Annotated in this window: 17 protein-coding genes and 1 other annotated feature; of the genes, 12 read left to right on the forward strand and 5 right to left on the reverse strand. The window is 35.1% G+C overall.

Annotated features, from left to right (window positions below; all coding sequences use genetic code 11):
* Positions 1-53: 53 nt before the first annotated feature.
* Together ACUN28_RS03795 and ACUN28_RS03800 are read right to left on the reverse strand one after the other, a co-directional pair.
* Positions 54-515 (reverse strand): L,D-transpeptidase, encoded by a 462-nt coding sequence (locus ACUN28_RS03795; RefSeq protein WP_016085660.1) that lies wholly within the window; start codon positions 513-515, stop codon positions 54-56.
* Between the two features lie 29 nt (positions 516-544).
* Positions 545-988 carry a DUF3978 domain-containing protein gene (locus ACUN28_RS03800; protein WP_033659968.1) on the reverse strand — a complete coding sequence of 148 codons (444 nt, stop codon included), beginning with the start codon at positions 986-988 and terminating at the stop codon, positions 545-547.
* A gap of 413 nt (positions 989-1,401) precedes the next feature.
* On the opposite strand from ACUN28_RS03800, the gene ACUN28_RS03805 reads away from it, so the two are divergent.
* The 5 genes from ACUN28_RS03805 (at position 1,402) to ACUN28_RS03825 (ending at position 4,481) form a co-directional block, all read left to right on the forward strand.
* The gene (locus ACUN28_RS03805) at positions 1,402-2,016 is read left to right on the forward strand and encodes a DedA family protein (protein WP_016085662.1); all 615 of its coding nucleotides are present in this window, start codon (positions 1,402-1,404) and stop codon (positions 2,014-2,016) included.
* Positions 2,017-2,230: 214 nt separating this feature from the next.
* Entirely contained in the window at positions 2,231-2,452 is a 222-nt protein-coding gene (locus tag ACUN28_RS03810) for a helix-turn-helix transcriptional regulator (RefSeq protein WP_016085663.1), read from the forward strand.
* The gene (locus ACUN28_RS03815) at positions 2,442-3,149 is read left to right on the forward strand and encodes a DUF3169 family protein (protein WP_016085664.1); all 708 of its coding nucleotides are present in this window, start codon (positions 2,442-2,444) and stop codon (positions 3,147-3,149) included. The genes ACUN28_RS03810 and ACUN28_RS03815 overlap by 11 nt, the downstream gene beginning before the upstream one ends.
* A 42-nt stretch (positions 3,150-3,191) precedes the next feature.
* Entirely contained in the window at positions 3,192-4,244 is a 1,053-nt protein-coding gene (locus ACUN28_RS03820; protein WP_033660225.1) for a site-2 protease family protein, read from the forward strand.
* 96 nt (positions 4,245-4,340) lie between these two features.
* The gene (locus tag ACUN28_RS03825) at positions 4,341-4,481 is read left to right on the forward strand and encodes a DUF3985 family protein (RefSeq protein WP_016085666.1); all 141 of its coding nucleotides are present in this window, start codon (positions 4,341-4,343) and stop codon (positions 4,479-4,481) included.
* 248 nt (positions 4,482-4,729) lie between these two features.
* Here the strand turns inward: ACUN28_RS03825 and ACUN28_RS03830 are convergent, their stop codons facing one another.
* Both ACUN28_RS03830 and ACUN28_RS03835 read right to left on the reverse strand, forming a co-directional pair.
* Positions 4,730-5,116, reverse strand: coding sequence for a DUF3938 domain-containing protein (locus tag ACUN28_RS03830; protein WP_001077770.1), 387 nt, complete (start codon positions 5,114-5,116; stop codon positions 4,730-4,732).
* Positions 5,117-5,447: 331 nt separating this feature from the next.
* Positions 5,448-6,341 (reverse strand): YitT family protein, encoded by an 894-nt coding sequence (locus ACUN28_RS03835; RefSeq protein WP_016085667.1) that lies wholly within the window; start codon positions 6,339-6,341, stop codon positions 5,448-5,450.
* 277 nt (positions 6,342-6,618) lie between these two features.
* On the opposite strand from ACUN28_RS03835, the gene ACUN28_RS03840 reads away from it, so the two are divergent.
* From ACUN28_RS03840 to ACUN28_RS03850, 3 genes are all read left to right on the forward strand, one after another.
* Positions 6,619-6,903 carry a hypothetical protein gene (locus tag ACUN28_RS03840; RefSeq protein ID WP_016085668.1) on the forward strand — a complete coding sequence of 95 codons (285 nt, stop codon included), beginning with the start codon at positions 6,619-6,621 and terminating at the stop codon, positions 6,901-6,903.
* A 28-nt stretch (positions 6,904-6,931) separates the two neighbouring features.
* Complete coding sequence (yidC, locus tag ACUN28_RS03845; protein ID WP_016085669.1) at positions 6,932-7,714, forward strand: membrane protein insertase YidC; 783 nt, start codon at positions 6,932-6,934, stop codon at positions 7,712-7,714.
* Between the two features lie 131 nt (positions 7,715-7,845).
* On the forward strand, positions 7,846-8,793 hold the full coding sequence (locus tag ACUN28_RS03850; RefSeq protein ID WP_016085670.1) for a hypothetical protein: 948 nt from the start codon (positions 7,846-7,848) through the stop codon (positions 8,791-8,793).
* Positions 8,794-9,032: 239 nt separating this feature from the next.
* Here the strand turns inward: ACUN28_RS03850 and ACUN28_RS03855 are convergent, their stop codons facing one another.
* Entirely contained in the window at positions 9,033-9,260 is a 228-nt protein-coding gene (locus ACUN28_RS03855; protein WP_016135963.1) for a hypothetical protein, read from the reverse strand.
* Between the two features lie 166 nt (positions 9,261-9,426).
* Positions 9,427-9,663: a binding site (T-box leader), on the forward strand.
* A 65-nt stretch (positions 9,664-9,728) separates the two neighbouring features.
* Here ACUN28_RS03855 and ACUN28_RS03860 point away from each other — a divergent pair.
* From ACUN28_RS03860 to ACUN28_RS03875, 4 genes are all read left to right on the forward strand, one after another.
* Complete coding sequence (locus ACUN28_RS03860; RefSeq protein WP_016085672.1) at positions 9,729-11,045, forward strand: APC family permease; 1,317 nt, start codon at positions 9,729-9,731, stop codon at positions 11,043-11,045.
* A 47-nt stretch (positions 11,046-11,092) separates the two neighbouring features.
* A complete protein-coding gene (locus ACUN28_RS03865; protein ID WP_098405043.1) occupies positions 11,093-12,337 on the forward strand; it encodes an MFS transporter in 1,245 nt (414 codons plus the stop codon).
* 81 nt (positions 12,338-12,418) lie between these two features.
* Complete coding sequence (locus tag ACUN28_RS03870; RefSeq protein WP_016085674.1) at positions 12,419-12,589, forward strand: hypothetical protein; 171 nt, start codon at positions 12,419-12,421, stop codon at positions 12,587-12,589.
* A gap of 270 nt (positions 12,590-12,859) precedes the next feature.
* Positions 12,860-15,016 (forward strand): SpaA isopeptide-forming pilin-related protein, encoded by a 2,157-nt coding sequence (locus tag ACUN28_RS03875; protein WP_445423351.1) that lies wholly within the window; start codon positions 12,860-12,862, stop codon positions 15,014-15,016.
* The last annotated feature ends 8 nt before the right edge of the window (positions 15,017-15,024 follow it).

The raw sequence follows: 15,024 nt of genomic DNA on the forward strand, positions 1-15,024 counted from the left end.
TAAAATAAGCCAAGACATAAAATTCTTGGCTACACGTAAATCGTGTTCTTAGGTTATTTTACAGTGACAGTAGCTTGCTGGGGAATACGCTCAAATAACCAGTGTATATCATTGTTATACATACGAATACAACCTAGTGTTGTCCATTTGCCAATTGCCTGATTATTGTTAGTCCCGTGAATCGCATAAGTTGTTCCGTAAGTTCCTGCCATGTTTAATCCGAGCCAACGATCACCAAGTGGATTACGTGGGTCGCCGCCTTTAATTTTGCCTGTATAATAAGGGCGGTTTTTAATTTTATTAACGATTTGAAAAGTACCTTTAGGCGTAGGTGTAGTTGCTTTGCCAGTAGCGACAGTAAAACTCTTGATGAATGTTCCATTTTGATAATAATCCATTTTATTTAACTGCGTGTCTACGATAAGCTGGTCTTTCGTTGTAGCTGCCTCCGCATTTGCGAATGGAATAGTTAAAAATCCTAATGATAATAGGGCACTTAATAATAGTTTTTTCATTATATTCTCCTTTTACTATTGTAATAGTCTTACATACAATGAATTTGTAATCCTCTTAATGCTTTATTTACATTTTCATCTAATGTTTCAAAGAAGGTAGTAATCTTTGGATTGTGTTTGTTGTTTTTATCAATAAGTAATCTTTCATTTAGTAAAAGCTCACCATGTAGTCCAAAGCTTTGAACTTGAATCTTTAGTTCATCTTCATTTTCAGAAATGATTGGTAAGAAATAGTGAAAAGCTTTCGTTGGAATGATGTAACTTTTGCCAATCATGCTTTCTTGATTTGAATTAATCCATTTTTTCGTGACAATCTTAATGTTCTTTTTTGAAACGATAAAAGATAGTGTAGTAGATTTTGTTAAACTTACGTCAAATTCACTTGTTTCACATATGTGTAAATTAAAAACGGTTTCATTTTGATGAGATTCAACATTTGTATTAATAAAATCGTGCATTTTATAAGCTTCCATTTCTTATTCACCCTTTTTTCAATTTCGAAAAGCGACTTATATTTATTCAATTTAATGCTTAGTAATATATTAGTTAAATTTTTCAACAAATTCCGCTATAATCTTACAATACGTATATGAAGCTAATATGAAGTTAGTATGAGTTTGTAGTGGTTTTTTATTGAGAACGAAATAAGGTGATTTTTAAGTGTTAAAAACTGGATGGAAAATGTATATTAAGGCCAGGTTTCTCACGGTATATATTTGTTAAGTTGTTTTTAAATTAACGTACATAGAAGTAAATAAAGAACAGAAAACCTTAGTGTGAGCCTTACAAAAATGTAATAAAAATGTAAGCTATTGTGATAGTTATTTCGACAATTTTTTTATACAATAATAGTAAGAAGTTGTACGTGATTGAAAGGAGCGATGACATGGAATGGGTTCATGAATTATTTCAGCAGTACGGGTACTATGTTGTACTTGTTGGTTTGCTGTTAGAATATATTGCACTTCCGTTTCCGGGAGAGCCAACATTAGCATATGCGGGATTTTTAGCACAGAAGGGCGATTTAAGCTTACCGATTTTAATTATCCTATCTTTTATTGGGACAAGTGTAGGAATGACAATTCAATACTTTTTAGGAAATAAATTAGGTATGCCCTTTATTCAAAAGTATGGGAAATACGTATTTTTAACACAAAGAAAAATCGATTTAACAAGAATGTGGTTTGATAAGTATGGGTACTTCCTGATTTTTATCGGTTTCTTTATTCCTGGTGTACGTCATTTTACAGGATACTTTGCAGGAATTATTAACTTACCATTCCGTCGTTTTGCGATTACAATTTACTCAGGTGCTCTATTTTGGGTATCATTCTTCTTAATCGGTGGTTATTGGTTAGGTGGAAATTTACATGACATCTTTGGAGTGCTAGAAGGTCATATCGGTAAAATTATTTTTGGAGTGATTGTGATTGTGGCAGTTACGTTAGGCGTTCGTTTCCGCAAACAGTTAAAACAAGCATTTTTACAAAACGCAAGTTAATATGGAATCCATTCTATGTCAGAATTTAGAAGGCAGTGCAAAAGCACTGCCTTTTTATTTTATGTTCTAATCTATTTTAATACGTTTTTGTTCATCCTATTTAAAACTTCATAGGTTGTTCTGTCAATTATTAACGTCAAAATGACAATTATAATTGACAATGGTAAGGATATTATTTACAATTTTAATTAAATAAATGAAAAAGAGGGAAGACATGAAGCTTCAAAATCGAGTGAGAGAATTGCGAGCAAAGCATCGTTTATCACAAGGGGATTTAGGAAAAGCGATTGGATCATCACGGCAAACGATTAGTTTAATTGAGCGCGGCGATTATGCACCATCTATTGTATTGTCGTTAAAAATCGCACACATTTTCAATGTACCGGTGGAGGAAATATTTATGTTAGTGGAGGGGGAAGAGGACGATGAAGAGTAAACGAAAAAAACAATTTGATTTTGTGGGGAAAATATCATTAAGCATGATGGGTGGCTTTTTAACAACGTATGTAGCTTTAAATTTACTCTCGGATGAACCGAGAAAATTATCATCTAATACATTTATAGGTGTATGTACTATTTTTGGAATCTTAATGATGTATTACACTTGGAAGAATACACGTATGTTAGCGGAGGCACGCGATGAGGAAGAGAGCGTACAAGGCAGAAAATTAGGCATTATAAGTATATATTTACGTGTAGGTGATATAGTTACACAGGCATGGTTTGTATATGCAGTTATTACATGTAGACGTGCACTGTTACAAGATACAAATGTTTCATTTGCAGTGTGGAATTTAGTAGCTTCTATCGTCTGTTTAACTATCGTAGTGATTATCGGGCTCATAACAAAAAATCGTTATAATAAGCTATATCCTGAACAAGGTGTAACGTATATGGAATCTATGAAAATGTGGACGAAAAACGCAGATGAAGGATTAAAACATATTGTGTATGAGGCTGGATATAAAGCATATGAATTTACGAATACAATATTGGCATATGTATGGTGGGCAGCCGTTATATATACAGCAGCTAGCGATATCGATTTTGTATTAATTGGCTTAATCTCATTTATTTGGATATTGCATCTTGGGAAATTCATGTACGAAATGCAAAGAAAAATGATTTATTAAGGGGAGAAAAAGGTGGATATTTTAAGAAGGCCAGCTGGTTCTATGACGGCGGCGTTAGTTTTGTCCATTTTATACGGAGTAATCCGAACTGGGAAATTAGAAGTAATGTTGGATATATGGGCATTATTTGGAATTTTTTTATTAGTCATAGCTATTCATGAGCTAGGACATGTAGTATTTGGTTTAATAGGTGGTTTAAATTTTAAATTTATGACAGTAGGGCCGATTACTTTTCAAAAAGAGAAGGGGAAAGTACGCATTCGAGAAAATAAATTATGGGCGTACTTCGGAGGCGTGGCGATGTTAGTGCCTTCTTCTATAGAGACACCGAACCTTTCGAAAAAATGGGCGTGGCTCACTTTAGGTGGACCGATTACGAGTTTATTATTTGGTATTACTTTCGGTTACATATACATGGTGAGTTATTATCAATATCTTTTATATTTTTCTGTTTTACACTTTGTGATTTTTGCAGCTACAATCGTACCGATAAAAGGAACGTTATTGAGTGATGGTATGCAATTTCTCATTTTAATTAAAGATGATGAGAAAGCGAAGCAGCACTTAGATAACATTCAAGTATCGAGTGAGTTATTTAGTTATAAGAGGCCGAAAGATTGGGATAAGAGATTAATAGAACTTAGTGAGGAAAAATTAAAAGAGGATAAAAGTATAAGAGATATAATGAGCGGACTTATGCTCGTTTTTTATGCCAGAGCCGATCAAGAAGGAATGGGAAGAGCGATACCATATATAGAACCAATTGTTCAACTACCTGTAACGAAAGAAAATAAGTTTTTCGTTAGTAGTTTTCATAGTTGGTATCTTTTATATAAAATTCTTTATCAGATGGATAATCTTTCTCTGCAAGAAGCGAAGCAACGTGGGAAGGCCATTACGAAAATAGACTTACATGGGTATTATCGTACACAAGGAATTATTAAATATTTAGAGGGCGATATGGAAGCTTCCAACGTTTATATAAGGAAAGCGGATAAAGAATTGAAGAGCGCTGAGAATAGTGAAATGGGATATTTACAATTAGAAAGAGAATGGTTTGAGCAGCTGAAAGAGAGGGTATCTTACGATGGGTGAGATATCCTCTTTTTTCTATGTCATCTTATGCCGTTCCATAAAAAGTCTGAGGCGAGTAAAATAAGAGCAGAAGAGCAAAGCTTGGAGGAATTCTAGATGGAAATTTTAACGATTATTTTAATCGTCTTGCTCATTTATGCTGTTTTTAAAGTAGCGTATGTAGCATTAAAAATACTCGCGTTCTTATTAGTTATCTTTTTAATCGTAGAGTTCGGCAGTAAGTTGCTTGGGGGATAGGGTATGTTGTACGTTTTGAATGTCGAAGGATGTCGGTAAATCGATATCCTATATCGAATCGTTGATATAATGAAAAAATCGTTGATATAAGTGGAGAAATGATCGATATATTTGAAAAATCGTTGATATATTTCGGCGAATACTGAGTGGGGTATGTGGAAAAGAAGTTGCCGCGGGGTAACTTCTTTTTATTGTGGTGACGGGGTATGCAAAACAACATAAAAAAAGCTGGAAGAATATCTTCCAGCTTACGAGTTACTTTCAATTTGGCGACCGTTTTCTTCTTCATTGTCTTGTAATAAGTTGAATACGTCTGCTAGGCAGAATGCAATGAACCAAGTCCATAGACCGTGGAAGAAAGCTGAGCTTAATTGAAGTGGTAATGTATAGTTAGTCATTGAATAGGAAATACATCCGCCAACGATTCCGATCATTGTTAATAACATTGTTTTTTGCGCATTTTCTTCTGGATTGAAGAGGAAGAAAATGTACCCGCCTAAAATTGAAGCGCTTACAAGTGTTTCGATTCCATTAAAAATGATATTCTCTCCAAGCTGAGTGTTTGTCCAGAAGCAGATCGTTCCGCCGATAATAGCAAACAGGACAGCTATTGTGTATCTTATATATTGATTCATATGTTCATCTCCCTATGTAATAAGATGATTTGGAAGTCAAAAAGGTAGGTATAGTATATTGAAGTGAGTTTTAGTTGTACGTATCTTTTTATAAAAAGATCATTGAAGAGTGATCGGTTGTGTAAACCGTTACGTGTATGGTGTCTGAAATATACCTGACTGCTCGTTTCTTTTTGCTTGTAAAATAAGAGAAACTTCCAAGTCTATATACTCTTTTTTTGTGAGTCTGCTTTCATTATAACACATTTAGGGTCACAATAATAGAATTATCTGATTTTGTAATAAGTGTAAAAAATAAAAAGCGCAAGGAACTGCCATTCCTTGCGCCTTTTTATATGCGTTTGAAACGGCCGACAATTTCAACTGTTTCAGTAATGTTCATAAATGCTCTGTTATCCACTTGACGGATAATACGTTTCATTTCGCCTAACTCATAGCGAGTCACGACGGTGTAAATCATTTTTTTCTTATGGTTTGTATAGCCGCCGACAGCATCTACCATTGTCACTCCGCGTATGCCGTGATGTAGTAGGGCGCTTTTTATTTCCTCGCCTTTTTCTGTAACTGTCATTATCGTTAATTTAATATGTTTCGTATGCACGGCATCAATTACTTTACTGACTACAAACCGGCTAATTAACGTATAAAGCGTAATATCCCATCCGAAAATAAATCCTGCTGCAACAAGTAAGATTAAGTTGAATCCAAAGATGATTGCTCCAATCGAAATATCTCGATGTTTCGCTACAATCAATCCAACAACATCAAAACCACCTGTTGAAGAAGCAAATCGAAATATGATTCCGGAAGCTGCTCCGCAGATTACACCGCCGAATACAGAAGATAGTAAAATATCGTCTGAAACTTGGTGTACAGGGATAATGTTCATCGCTAACGATGATACAGCTACAAAGTACGCTGTTAAAAAGGTTGTCTTCTTGCCTAAGTAAAAGTGACTTAAAATAAGAAGAGGAATGTTTAGTAAAAAGATAAGTGCACCGATATTGTAATGCATTAAATAACCGATAATCATCCCTACACCAGCGAATCCACCGCTAATCATGTTATGCGGGATAAAGAACATATTCATAGAAATTGCATACAAAATAGAGGCTACGAAAATAACAACCAACTGTATGATAAATTCTAAGTGAAATGTTTTAGCTGCTGGGAAGGATAAAAAGGCGGTGTCGGGAACGTAATCGGCGTCTCCTAGTTGACCCATAGTATGTTTCATCTCCATATTCATTTTTGATTACAAGAAGAGAATAAAGGTTTTTTCAAAAACTGGCAATAGTTTTATTATAATGCAAAAATTTTATAAATTTCTAATAAATCAAGCCTATTCATTGATGTGTGTGAATATACTAAAGAAAGCGAATACAATGTTTCTTAATTATTGTTTTCTTGAGAAAATATGCAAAATACTTTTTTTGAAAATAAAAGGAAATAGAGAATGTTTGTTGAATGTGCTAAAATGATCTTATTAAGGATGTGAAGCGATGGAATTTTTATTGCAGGATGCAATTCTATATATATCGTTTGTAACGACGGCGCTTTGTTTGTTAGAAGTTTTCTTCCTTGCTAACGTTTCTCGTTTTGTGCGTCAGCAAGCATCAAGCGGTAGACAAAGAGCTTTTAAACTAGTTAATACGTGTGAAGAGGGTACTGGTAATGTACCGCTTTTCTCTATTTTTTATAAATATGGAATGATTCGATCTGTGCGCAGACAAGAATCAAGTGAAGAGAATGACGAGGTAGGTCCGTATACACCAATGTTTCGCTAAATAATTACGAAACATTGGAGGAATGAACATGTTAAAATCATACCGAGCTGTGCTCGTTAGTTTATCATTATTACTTGTTTTTGTTTTATCTGGTTGCAGTAATGCAGCCCCAATTGATGCACATAGTGCGGGAATTTGGGATCATTATTTCGTGTATCCAATCTCGTTTATGATTCAATTTGTTGCTCATCATATACCAGGAGCTAGCTTCGGGATTGCTATCATTATTATGACGCTCGTTATTCGTTCAGCAATGATTCCATTAGCTATTTCGCAATATCGTAGCCAAGCGAAAATGAAAAAAATGCAACCTGAATTGCAGAAGCTCAAGAAAAAATACGGTGATGTAGGCAAAGATCTTGAAAAACAAAAGCAGTATCAAAAAGAAATGTCAGAACTAATGAAATCAGGGGGTTGGAATCCACTTGCTGGTTGCTGGCCACTATTAATACAAATGCCGATTTTCTCTGCTTTGTATTATGCGATTAGCCGAACAGAAGAGATTCGCACATCTTCATTTTTATGGGTGAACTTAGGACATGCAGATCCGTATCACATATTACCAATTCTTGCAGCGCTAACGACATTTATTCAGATGAAAGTTTTCCAATCTAATATTACACCTGGAGAACAAGTACAGATGCTGAAAATGCAGCAAATTATGATGCCGGCAATGATTCTATTTATGGGATTTGCGGCGCCATCAGGACTTGTGTTGTACTGGATAACGGGTAATTTATTTACAATGACACAAACAATTGTATTAAGAAGAATAATGGAACGTGAAGAATTACAATTACAAAAAGCTTAGAAAAACGCCGCTCGGGATGAGCGGCGTTTTTTTTTGTTAAGTCGTTAAGGAAATGTTAAGAAACCAACATTACTATAGGCATTGTATACGAAAGTGTACATGCTTTAGAACTATGAAGGAGGAAATTTCCTATGAAGAAGAAAACAGTTGGGTATTTAGCGATTGCAGGTGCTTTATCATTCGGAATTATTGGAGGAGTCGGTATTCCGGCATTTGCGGCAACGAATACTCCAGCAGCTGAGCAGTCTACAAAAACGGCGAAAAAAGATTTAGATGACGCCACAAAACAAAAAGTAAAAACGATTATGGACGATACAAAGAAACAGTTAGAGGAACTAGGTGTAAAGCTTCCGGAGAAAGAGAAACGTAAAGACATGTTCGCAGGATTAGATGAGCAAACGAAAGAAAAAGCGAAGTCAATTTTAGAGCAAGAGAAATCTGGTAAATTAACACGTGAACAAGCAAAAGAAGAATTAACGAAGTTAGGCGTGAAAATGCCAGAGAAGGGTAAGCATGGTGATATGTTTGCTAACTTGGATGAGGCAACAAAAGAAAAAGCGAAATCAATTTTAGAGCAAGAGAAATCTGGGAAACTAACACGTGAACAAGCAAAAGAAGAATTAACAAAACTAGGTGTGAAATTCCCTGAGAAAGGTAAGCGTAAAGACATGCTTGCTGACTTAGATGAAACAACAAAAGAAAAGGCAAAGTCTATTTTTGAACAAGAAAAATCCGGGAAATTAACTCGTGAACAAGCAAAAGAAGAATTAGCAAAGCTAGGTGTGAAATTCCCTGAGAAAGGTAAGCGTAAAGACATGCTTGCTGACTTAGATGAAGCAACAAAAGAAAAAGCAAAGTCTATTTTTGAACAAGAAAAATCCGGGAAATTAACTCATGAGCAAGCAAAAGAAGAATTAACGAAGCTAGGTGTGAAACTTCCAGAGAAAGAGAAACATGAAGACATTTTTGCGGGATTAGATGAGGAAACGAAAGAAAAAGCGAAATCAATTTTAGAGAATGAAAAGAAACAATTAGAGGCATTGAATGTGGATCTTCCGCATCATAAAGTGAAACTTTAATCAGTGATGCATTTCCACTGATTATTAGCCCTCACCAATCGGGCTTTTACGGGCAGTTAATATTCCAACTTCATCCTTGTATTCGCTGGATTTTAAGGTGGAAGTTTTACTGCCCGTTAATGAGGGGTAAATTTTTTATGAAAAATGAAGATAAATAATTGAACTATGTCGTATCTTTCGTGTGGGCAACCGAAAGGTACGTGCGAGGACCGATTTCTGTCAGCAGAAATCGGTCCCTTTTAATGATTCGTTGAAATTTTTTTCATTGTTAGTATGTATCCAAAGACACAGTAGAAGATTGCAAAACCGATAAACACCTCTGTGTATTGATACTTACCTAACACGTAGAAGGAAACAGCTGGTATAATAGCTACCGTTAAAATGCTATAACTAGGATACTTGTGCCTGTACATGATAGCGAATAGAACAGAAAGAAATGTAGCGATGATACAAAAAACAGCAATCATTATTCGTGCACCTCCTAGATGGATCATACCATTTTTAGGGAATTAGAGAAGTGTCGTATCTTCTGTTATAATATAAGAAGAGAAATATTTCTTATGTTATATAAAAAAATATATTGATTTTTTCTAACAATTCAATATAATGAACAATAACTACAAAATTCGACATCAAGAAGTGATGATGAGGACACGATCGATTTTTTACGATTCTCAGAGAGGGAAGCCCTTGGCTGTGAGCTTCCTAATACGGAAAAATGGATTACCACCTCTGAACTGCAGCAGTGAACGGATACCTAGTAATTGCTTGCCGGCAAAAACCGTTATTTAGACTTGAGAAATTGGTGAAGTGTGTTACTTTACGAATTGAAACAAGGGTGGAACCACGAATACAACACTCGTCCCTTTTTTAGGGAGGAGTGTTTTTTTATTTCATTTTTGCATCACACTAGAATTGGAAGGAGGATACGCAGCATGCATCATGATGAGAAGAATAAAATTGGTTTAACAGTAGCACTTTCTATCGTAGTAGGAACGATTATAGGATCTGGTGTGTTTATGAAACCAGGGAGCGTATTAGATTACTCGGGGAGTTCTAATATGGCTATTCTTGCTTGGGTAATTGGTGGTCTGTTGACGCTAGCGAGTGGTTTAACAGTAGCTGAAATTGGAGCGCAAATCCCGAAAAATGGTGGGTTGTATACGTATTTAGAGGAGATCTACGGAAGTTTTTGGGGATATTTATCAGGCTGGATGCAAACGATTGTTTATGGACCAGCTATTATTGGAACATTAGGCTTGTACTTTAGTTCTTTAATGATTAATTTTTTCTATTTAGATAAAGTATGGAATTTACCAATCGCAATTGGAACAGTTGTGTTCCTTGGCGTTGTAAATAGTATGGGAACAAAATATGGAGGTATCGTCCAAACGGTTACGACAATTGGGAAGATGATTCCAATCGTTTTAATTGTTGTGTTAGGTTTTTGGAAAGGGAATAGTGATATCTTTAACGTAGTTGTGCCGATATCAGAAAATCAAAGTATCGGTATGGCAATTTTAGCAACGTTATTTGCTTATGACGGCTGGATTCTACTTGCTTCGATTGGTGGAGAGATGAAAAATCCAACAAAGTTATTACCGAAAGCGATGACGGTTGGTATTTTAATTGTAACGGCTGCTTACGTATCAATTAACTTAGCGTTACTAAATGTATTACCAGCAACACAAATTGTAGACCTTGGAGAAAATGCTACAGCGACAGCTGCGGGCATGTTACTTGGAGAATATGGCGGAAAAATTATTAGTATCGGTATTATCGTTTCTATTTTCGGTTGTTTAAATGGAAAGATTTTAACGTTCCCACGTATCCCGATGTCGATGGCAGAACGTGGACAACTGCCATTTTCTAAGTTTATCGCAAAGGAAAGTCCAAGATTTAAAACACCCGCAAATGCAATAACTGTTGAAATCATTTTAGGAATTATTTTAATGATTATTAGTGATCCGAATAAGCTATCTGAGATTTCCGTATTCATTATTTATATTTTCTATGTAATGACGTTTATTGGTGTCTTCATTTTAAGAAAGCGTAATAAGAATAAAGAGCGTGCATACAGTGTACCGTTATTTCCAATCGTACCAATCGTTGCGATTTTAGGTTCGTTCTTTGTAATCGGTAGTGCGATTATTAATGATCCGGTAAGTTGTTTCTTATCAATTGGAATTGTCTTTACTGGACTTCCGGTGTATTGGTATTTAAATAAGAAGAACAAAACGGAAGTGTCATGATTGAAGGGTAGGCGTATAATACGCCTACCTTTTTTACTGTAAAAAAATTGTACTTGCATCCACTTTCTATTTTGGTTACTATAATAGTAGTAACCAAAATAGAAAGCGTGGGGAAAGACTTGAATTTTCGTGTGTATATTTTAGCTATCGCGGCTTTCGTAGTCGGAACGGTTGAGCTAATTATAGGAGGAACGCTCGATTTAGTTGCCAATGATTTAGGCGTATCTATTAGTGCAGCTGGTCAGCTGATAACAATATTTTCAGTAGTATTTGCTTTATCGGGTCCGGTTTTATTAGCTTTAACCGGGAAGTTTGAAAGAAAGAAATTGTATATTGGGGCATTATCGATTTTCTTAATCGGAAATATCATTTCAGCATGTAGTGTGAATTACGGGATGTTAATGTTCTCAAGGGTTATTTGTGCAGCGAGTGGCTCGCTTATTATTGCACTGTCAGTAACACTTGCTTCTAGCGTTGTAGAACCACATTTTCGTGCGCGTGCAATTGGAATCATTTTCATGGGGATTAGTGGGTCACTTGTACTTGGGGTACCACTTGGTCTTGTACTTGGAAATGCATATGGATGGCGTGCACCATTTGTATTAATTTCGGTATTAACAGTTATGGCAATTGCTTGTATTTCATTATTTTTAACGAAAGTACCACCGACATCAGTGTTATCGATAAGAGAGCAAATCGCTACGTTAAAAGATAAAAAAATCGTCAGTGCACAGTTAACGTCATTTTTATTTTTAACGGGTCATTTAACACTATATGCATATTTAACACCTTTCTTAAAAGATATCATGCATGTTGAAGCGAATTGGATTAGTGTATTTTACTTCATTTTCGGAATCGCAGCAGTAATTGGAGGCGGCTTCGGAGGCTGGCTTGCGGATAAATGGGGATCAAAGAAAAGCATTATCTCAATTATTATCATATTTGCGTTTGCGATCTTCCTATTGCCAATGATGACATTCTCATTCCCACTGTTCATTATTATGATGGGACTTTGGAGTATGCTGAGCTGGGCTATTTCGCCAGCACAACAAAATTATTTAATTGAAATTGCACCAGAATCGGCTGGTATTCAGCAAAGTTTAAATAATTCTGCCCTTCACTTAGGAATTGCGCTCGGTTCAACAGTAGGCGGAGTTGTTATTGAAAAATCATCTGTTATATATAATGCTTGGGTAGGAGGCGGCTTTATTATACTAGCGCTGCTTTGTGCGATTTTCTCGATTACGAGAGGACGTTCTACTCAGTTCGCGAAAGAAGAATCTATCGTTTGATAGGTTCTTTTTTTATTTGTAAAATTTTGCAGGTTTTAGTGGGTATATGGAGAAAGTTGTATGTAGCGAGGTGATGGAGAAATGATGTTTAACTTCTCGATATTCGGTGTAATACTTGCACTATTACCGATAGTTGTAGTTGTTTTTGTATTAGGATGGATTCGTTGCATCTATCAAAACTCTGAGAAGCAAGTGGAGCAAAATGAGAAAATCATTGAGCTGTTGATGGAGATAAAGGAAAAAGATAAGTAATATGTATTCGTTTGAAATTTGTTTCTCGTAAGTTAAAAAGGCACTTATAAAGTGTCTTTTTTATTATGTTTGAAAATTGAAAACATGTAATATTTATTTGTCAATAGTAGCAGGAGAGCAAACAATTTTAAAGTTGCTTATTACTGTGAAACTTTCTCAACAATTCGACAAGATACTACAAAAAAACCACCTATTCTCTTTTTTTTACTATAAGTACAATGAAACAGTAAGATTGCTTCATGTAGAAATTTATATATGGTGGTGGAGAGAATGAAACGAAAGATGGTAGGAAAATGGTTTAGTTTTTTAAGTGCTCTTATTATTTTGTTAGGAATTGCAATGCCACAAGTAAAGGCAGAAGTAATGAACAGAGAAACATATAAAATGGATTGGAGCTATAGTAATTCGAAACAGCGTGAAATAAAGACAGAAATAATTAAAACGGCTTCGGGTAGTATTGCGTATTGTTTAACGCCTGATTTACGTTCACCCAATGGGGACGATTTGCCTGAGATGGGGAAAACATCTGATGCCGTATATCGTATTTTATTAAATGGATATCCTCAAAAAAGCCCATCTGAATTAGGTGTAGCGACAACGGAAGAAGCGCATTATGCTACACAATTAGCAGTATGGATTGCAGCAAATGAATTAACGGAAGAAGATTTAGTTGCAAAAAATGAACGTGTACATAATCTTATGAAGCGTTTAGTAGAGGCTTCAAAAAAAGAAACTGGATCACAAGATGTATTCTTTAAAGTTAATCTTGTAGATCCACAAACTGCTACACAAAAAGGAGATTATTTAGAAACAGGATTTTATGCAGTACAAACAAATGCGGTATCTGGCTCTTATACAATTCTTCCTGAAAATGCTCCTAAAGGGCTTCGAATTGTAAATGAAAATGGAGAAGAGAAAAGCATATTATCAATTAACGAAAAATTCAAAATCTTAATCCCGAAAGATACGAGTAGTGGTAATTTTAAAATGAAAGTGAAGTCTACGTTAACAAATTTACAAGCGATAGCTTTTAAAGGGTCAGAAAAAGTTCAAAATACAACGGTATTGTTACAAAGAAATAGTGAGAAAATCAGTACAGATTTAGTTGTAAATTGGGAATCAGTAGGCTCTTTAAAGATTATGAAATTAGGAGAAAAAAAGGAATTATTAAAAGGAGCGGTGTTTGAAGTTTCTAATGAAAACTTTAAACAAAATGTTACCACTAATGATAAGGGGATTGCGGAGTTAGGTAATCTTCCAATCGGTATATATAGTGTCAAAGAAATTCAAGCGCCAGCTGGATATGTGTTAGACGGAAGTGTTAAAAAAATTGAAGTGAAAACTGGTGAAACAGCTGTATTAGAGCTGAAAAATGAAAATGTAAAAGGTGAATTAGAAATAACGAAAGTAGATGTAGCGGATGGAAATACGAAGTTACCGAATACAGAATTTACAATCTACAACGAACAAGGGAAAGAAGTAGTAAAAGGGAAAACGGATGAAAAAGGTGTAGCGAAATTTAAATTACCATATGGAAAGTACACGTATAAAGAAACAATCGCGCCAAATGGATATGTAATAAATGAAGAGACATTCGTATTTGAAATAAAAGAGAATGGAGAAATTATTAAACATATCGTTCAAGATAAGAAGGTAGAAGGCGAGTTAGAAATAACGAAAGTAGATGTAGCGGATGGAAATACGAAGTTACCGAATACAGAATTTACAATCTACAACGAACAAGGGAAAGAAGTAGTAAAAGGGAAAACGGATGAAAAAGGTGTAGCGAAATTTAAATTACCATACGGAAAGTACACGTATAAAGAAACAATCGCGCCAAATGGATATGTAATAAATGAAGAGACATTCGTATTTGAAATAAAAGAGAATGGAGAAATTATTAAACATATCGTTCAAGATAAGAAGGTAGAAGGCGAGTTAGAAATAACGAAAGTAGATGTAGCGGATGGAAATACGAAGTTACCGAATGCAGAATTTACAATCTACAACGAACAAGGGAAAGAAGTAGTAAAAGGGAAAACGGATGAAAAAGGTGTAGCGAAATTTAAACTACCATACGGAAAGTACACGTATAAAGAAACAATCGCGCCAAATGGATATGTAATAAATGAAGAGACGTTCGCATTTGAAATAAAAGAGGACGGAGAAATTATTAAACATATTGTGAAAAATAAGAAAGAAGAAAAGGCATCGCTTCCTTCTAAGCCAAATAAGCCAACACCGAATGGGGAAGTGAAACCTTCTGCTGATGTGAAGCCGGTACAACAAGCTAATATTCATAATGAAGTGAGTTTGCCAGCTACTGGCGGCGTCGGCAATGAATTTACGGCTTTATTCGTTTTAGGAATTGGTTTTATTATTGCTGGTACTTATGTGTTAAGGATGAAAAATAGAAAAGAAATGTAGAAAAAAAA

The sequence above is a fragment of the Bacillus sp. WC2507 genome (genome assembly GCF_052656125.1).

Bases quoted from the DNA above. Each gene is read 5' to 3' on its own strand.
- ACUN28_RS03795 (WP_016085660.1), bottom strand. From the start codon at position 515: ATGAAAAAACTATTATTAAGTGCCCTATTATCATTAGGATTTTTAACT.
- ACUN28_RS03800 (WP_033659968.1), bottom strand. From the start codon at position 988: ATGGAAGCTTATAAAATGCACGATTTTATTAATACAAATGTTGAATCT.
- ACUN28_RS03805 (WP_016085662.1), top strand. From the start codon at position 1,402: ATGGAATGGGTTCATGAATTATTTCAGCAGTACGGGTACTATGTTGTA.
- ACUN28_RS03810 (WP_016085663.1), top strand. From the start codon at position 2,231: ATGAAGCTTCAAAATCGAGTGAGAGAATTGCGAGCAAAGCATCGTTTA.
- ACUN28_RS03815 (WP_016085664.1), top strand. From the start codon at position 2,442: ATGAAGAGTAAACGAAAAAAACAATTTGATTTTGTGGGGAAAATATCA.
- ACUN28_RS03820 (WP_033660225.1), top strand. From the start codon at position 3,192: ATGACGGCGGCGTTAGTTTTGTCCATTTTATACGGAGTAATCCGAACT.
- ACUN28_RS03825 (WP_016085666.1), top strand. From the start codon at position 4,341: ATGGAAATTTTAACGATTATTTTAATCGTCTTGCTCATTTATGCTGTT.
- ACUN28_RS03830 (WP_001077770.1), bottom strand. From the start codon at position 5,116: ATGAATCAATATATAAGATACACAATAGCTGTCCTGTTTGCTATTATC.
- ACUN28_RS03835 (WP_016085667.1), bottom strand. From the start codon at position 6,341: ATGGGTCAACTAGGAGACGCCGATTACGTTCCCGACACCGCCTTTTTA.
- ACUN28_RS03840 (WP_016085668.1), top strand. From the start codon at position 6,619: ATGGAATTTTTATTGCAGGATGCAATTCTATATATATCGTTTGTAACG.
- yidC (WP_016085669.1), top strand. From the start codon at position 6,932: ATGTTAAAATCATACCGAGCTGTGCTCGTTAGTTTATCATTATTACTT.
- ACUN28_RS03850 (WP_016085670.1), top strand. From the start codon at position 7,846: ATGAAGAAGAAAACAGTTGGGTATTTAGCGATTGCAGGTGCTTTATCA.
- ACUN28_RS03855 (WP_016135963.1), bottom strand. From the start codon at position 9,260: ATGATTGCTGTTTTTTGTATCATCGCTACATTTCTTTCTGTTCTATTC.
- ACUN28_RS03860 (WP_016085672.1), top strand. From the start codon at position 9,729: ATGCATCATGATGAGAAGAATAAAATTGGTTTAACAGTAGCACTTTCT.
- ACUN28_RS03870 (WP_016085674.1), top strand. From the start codon at position 12,419: ATGATGTTTAACTTCTCGATATTCGGTGTAATACTTGCACTATTACCG.
- ACUN28_RS03875 (WP_445423351.1), top strand. From the start codon at position 12,860: ATGAAACGAAAGATGGTAGGAAAATGGTTTAGTTTTTTAAGTGCTCTT.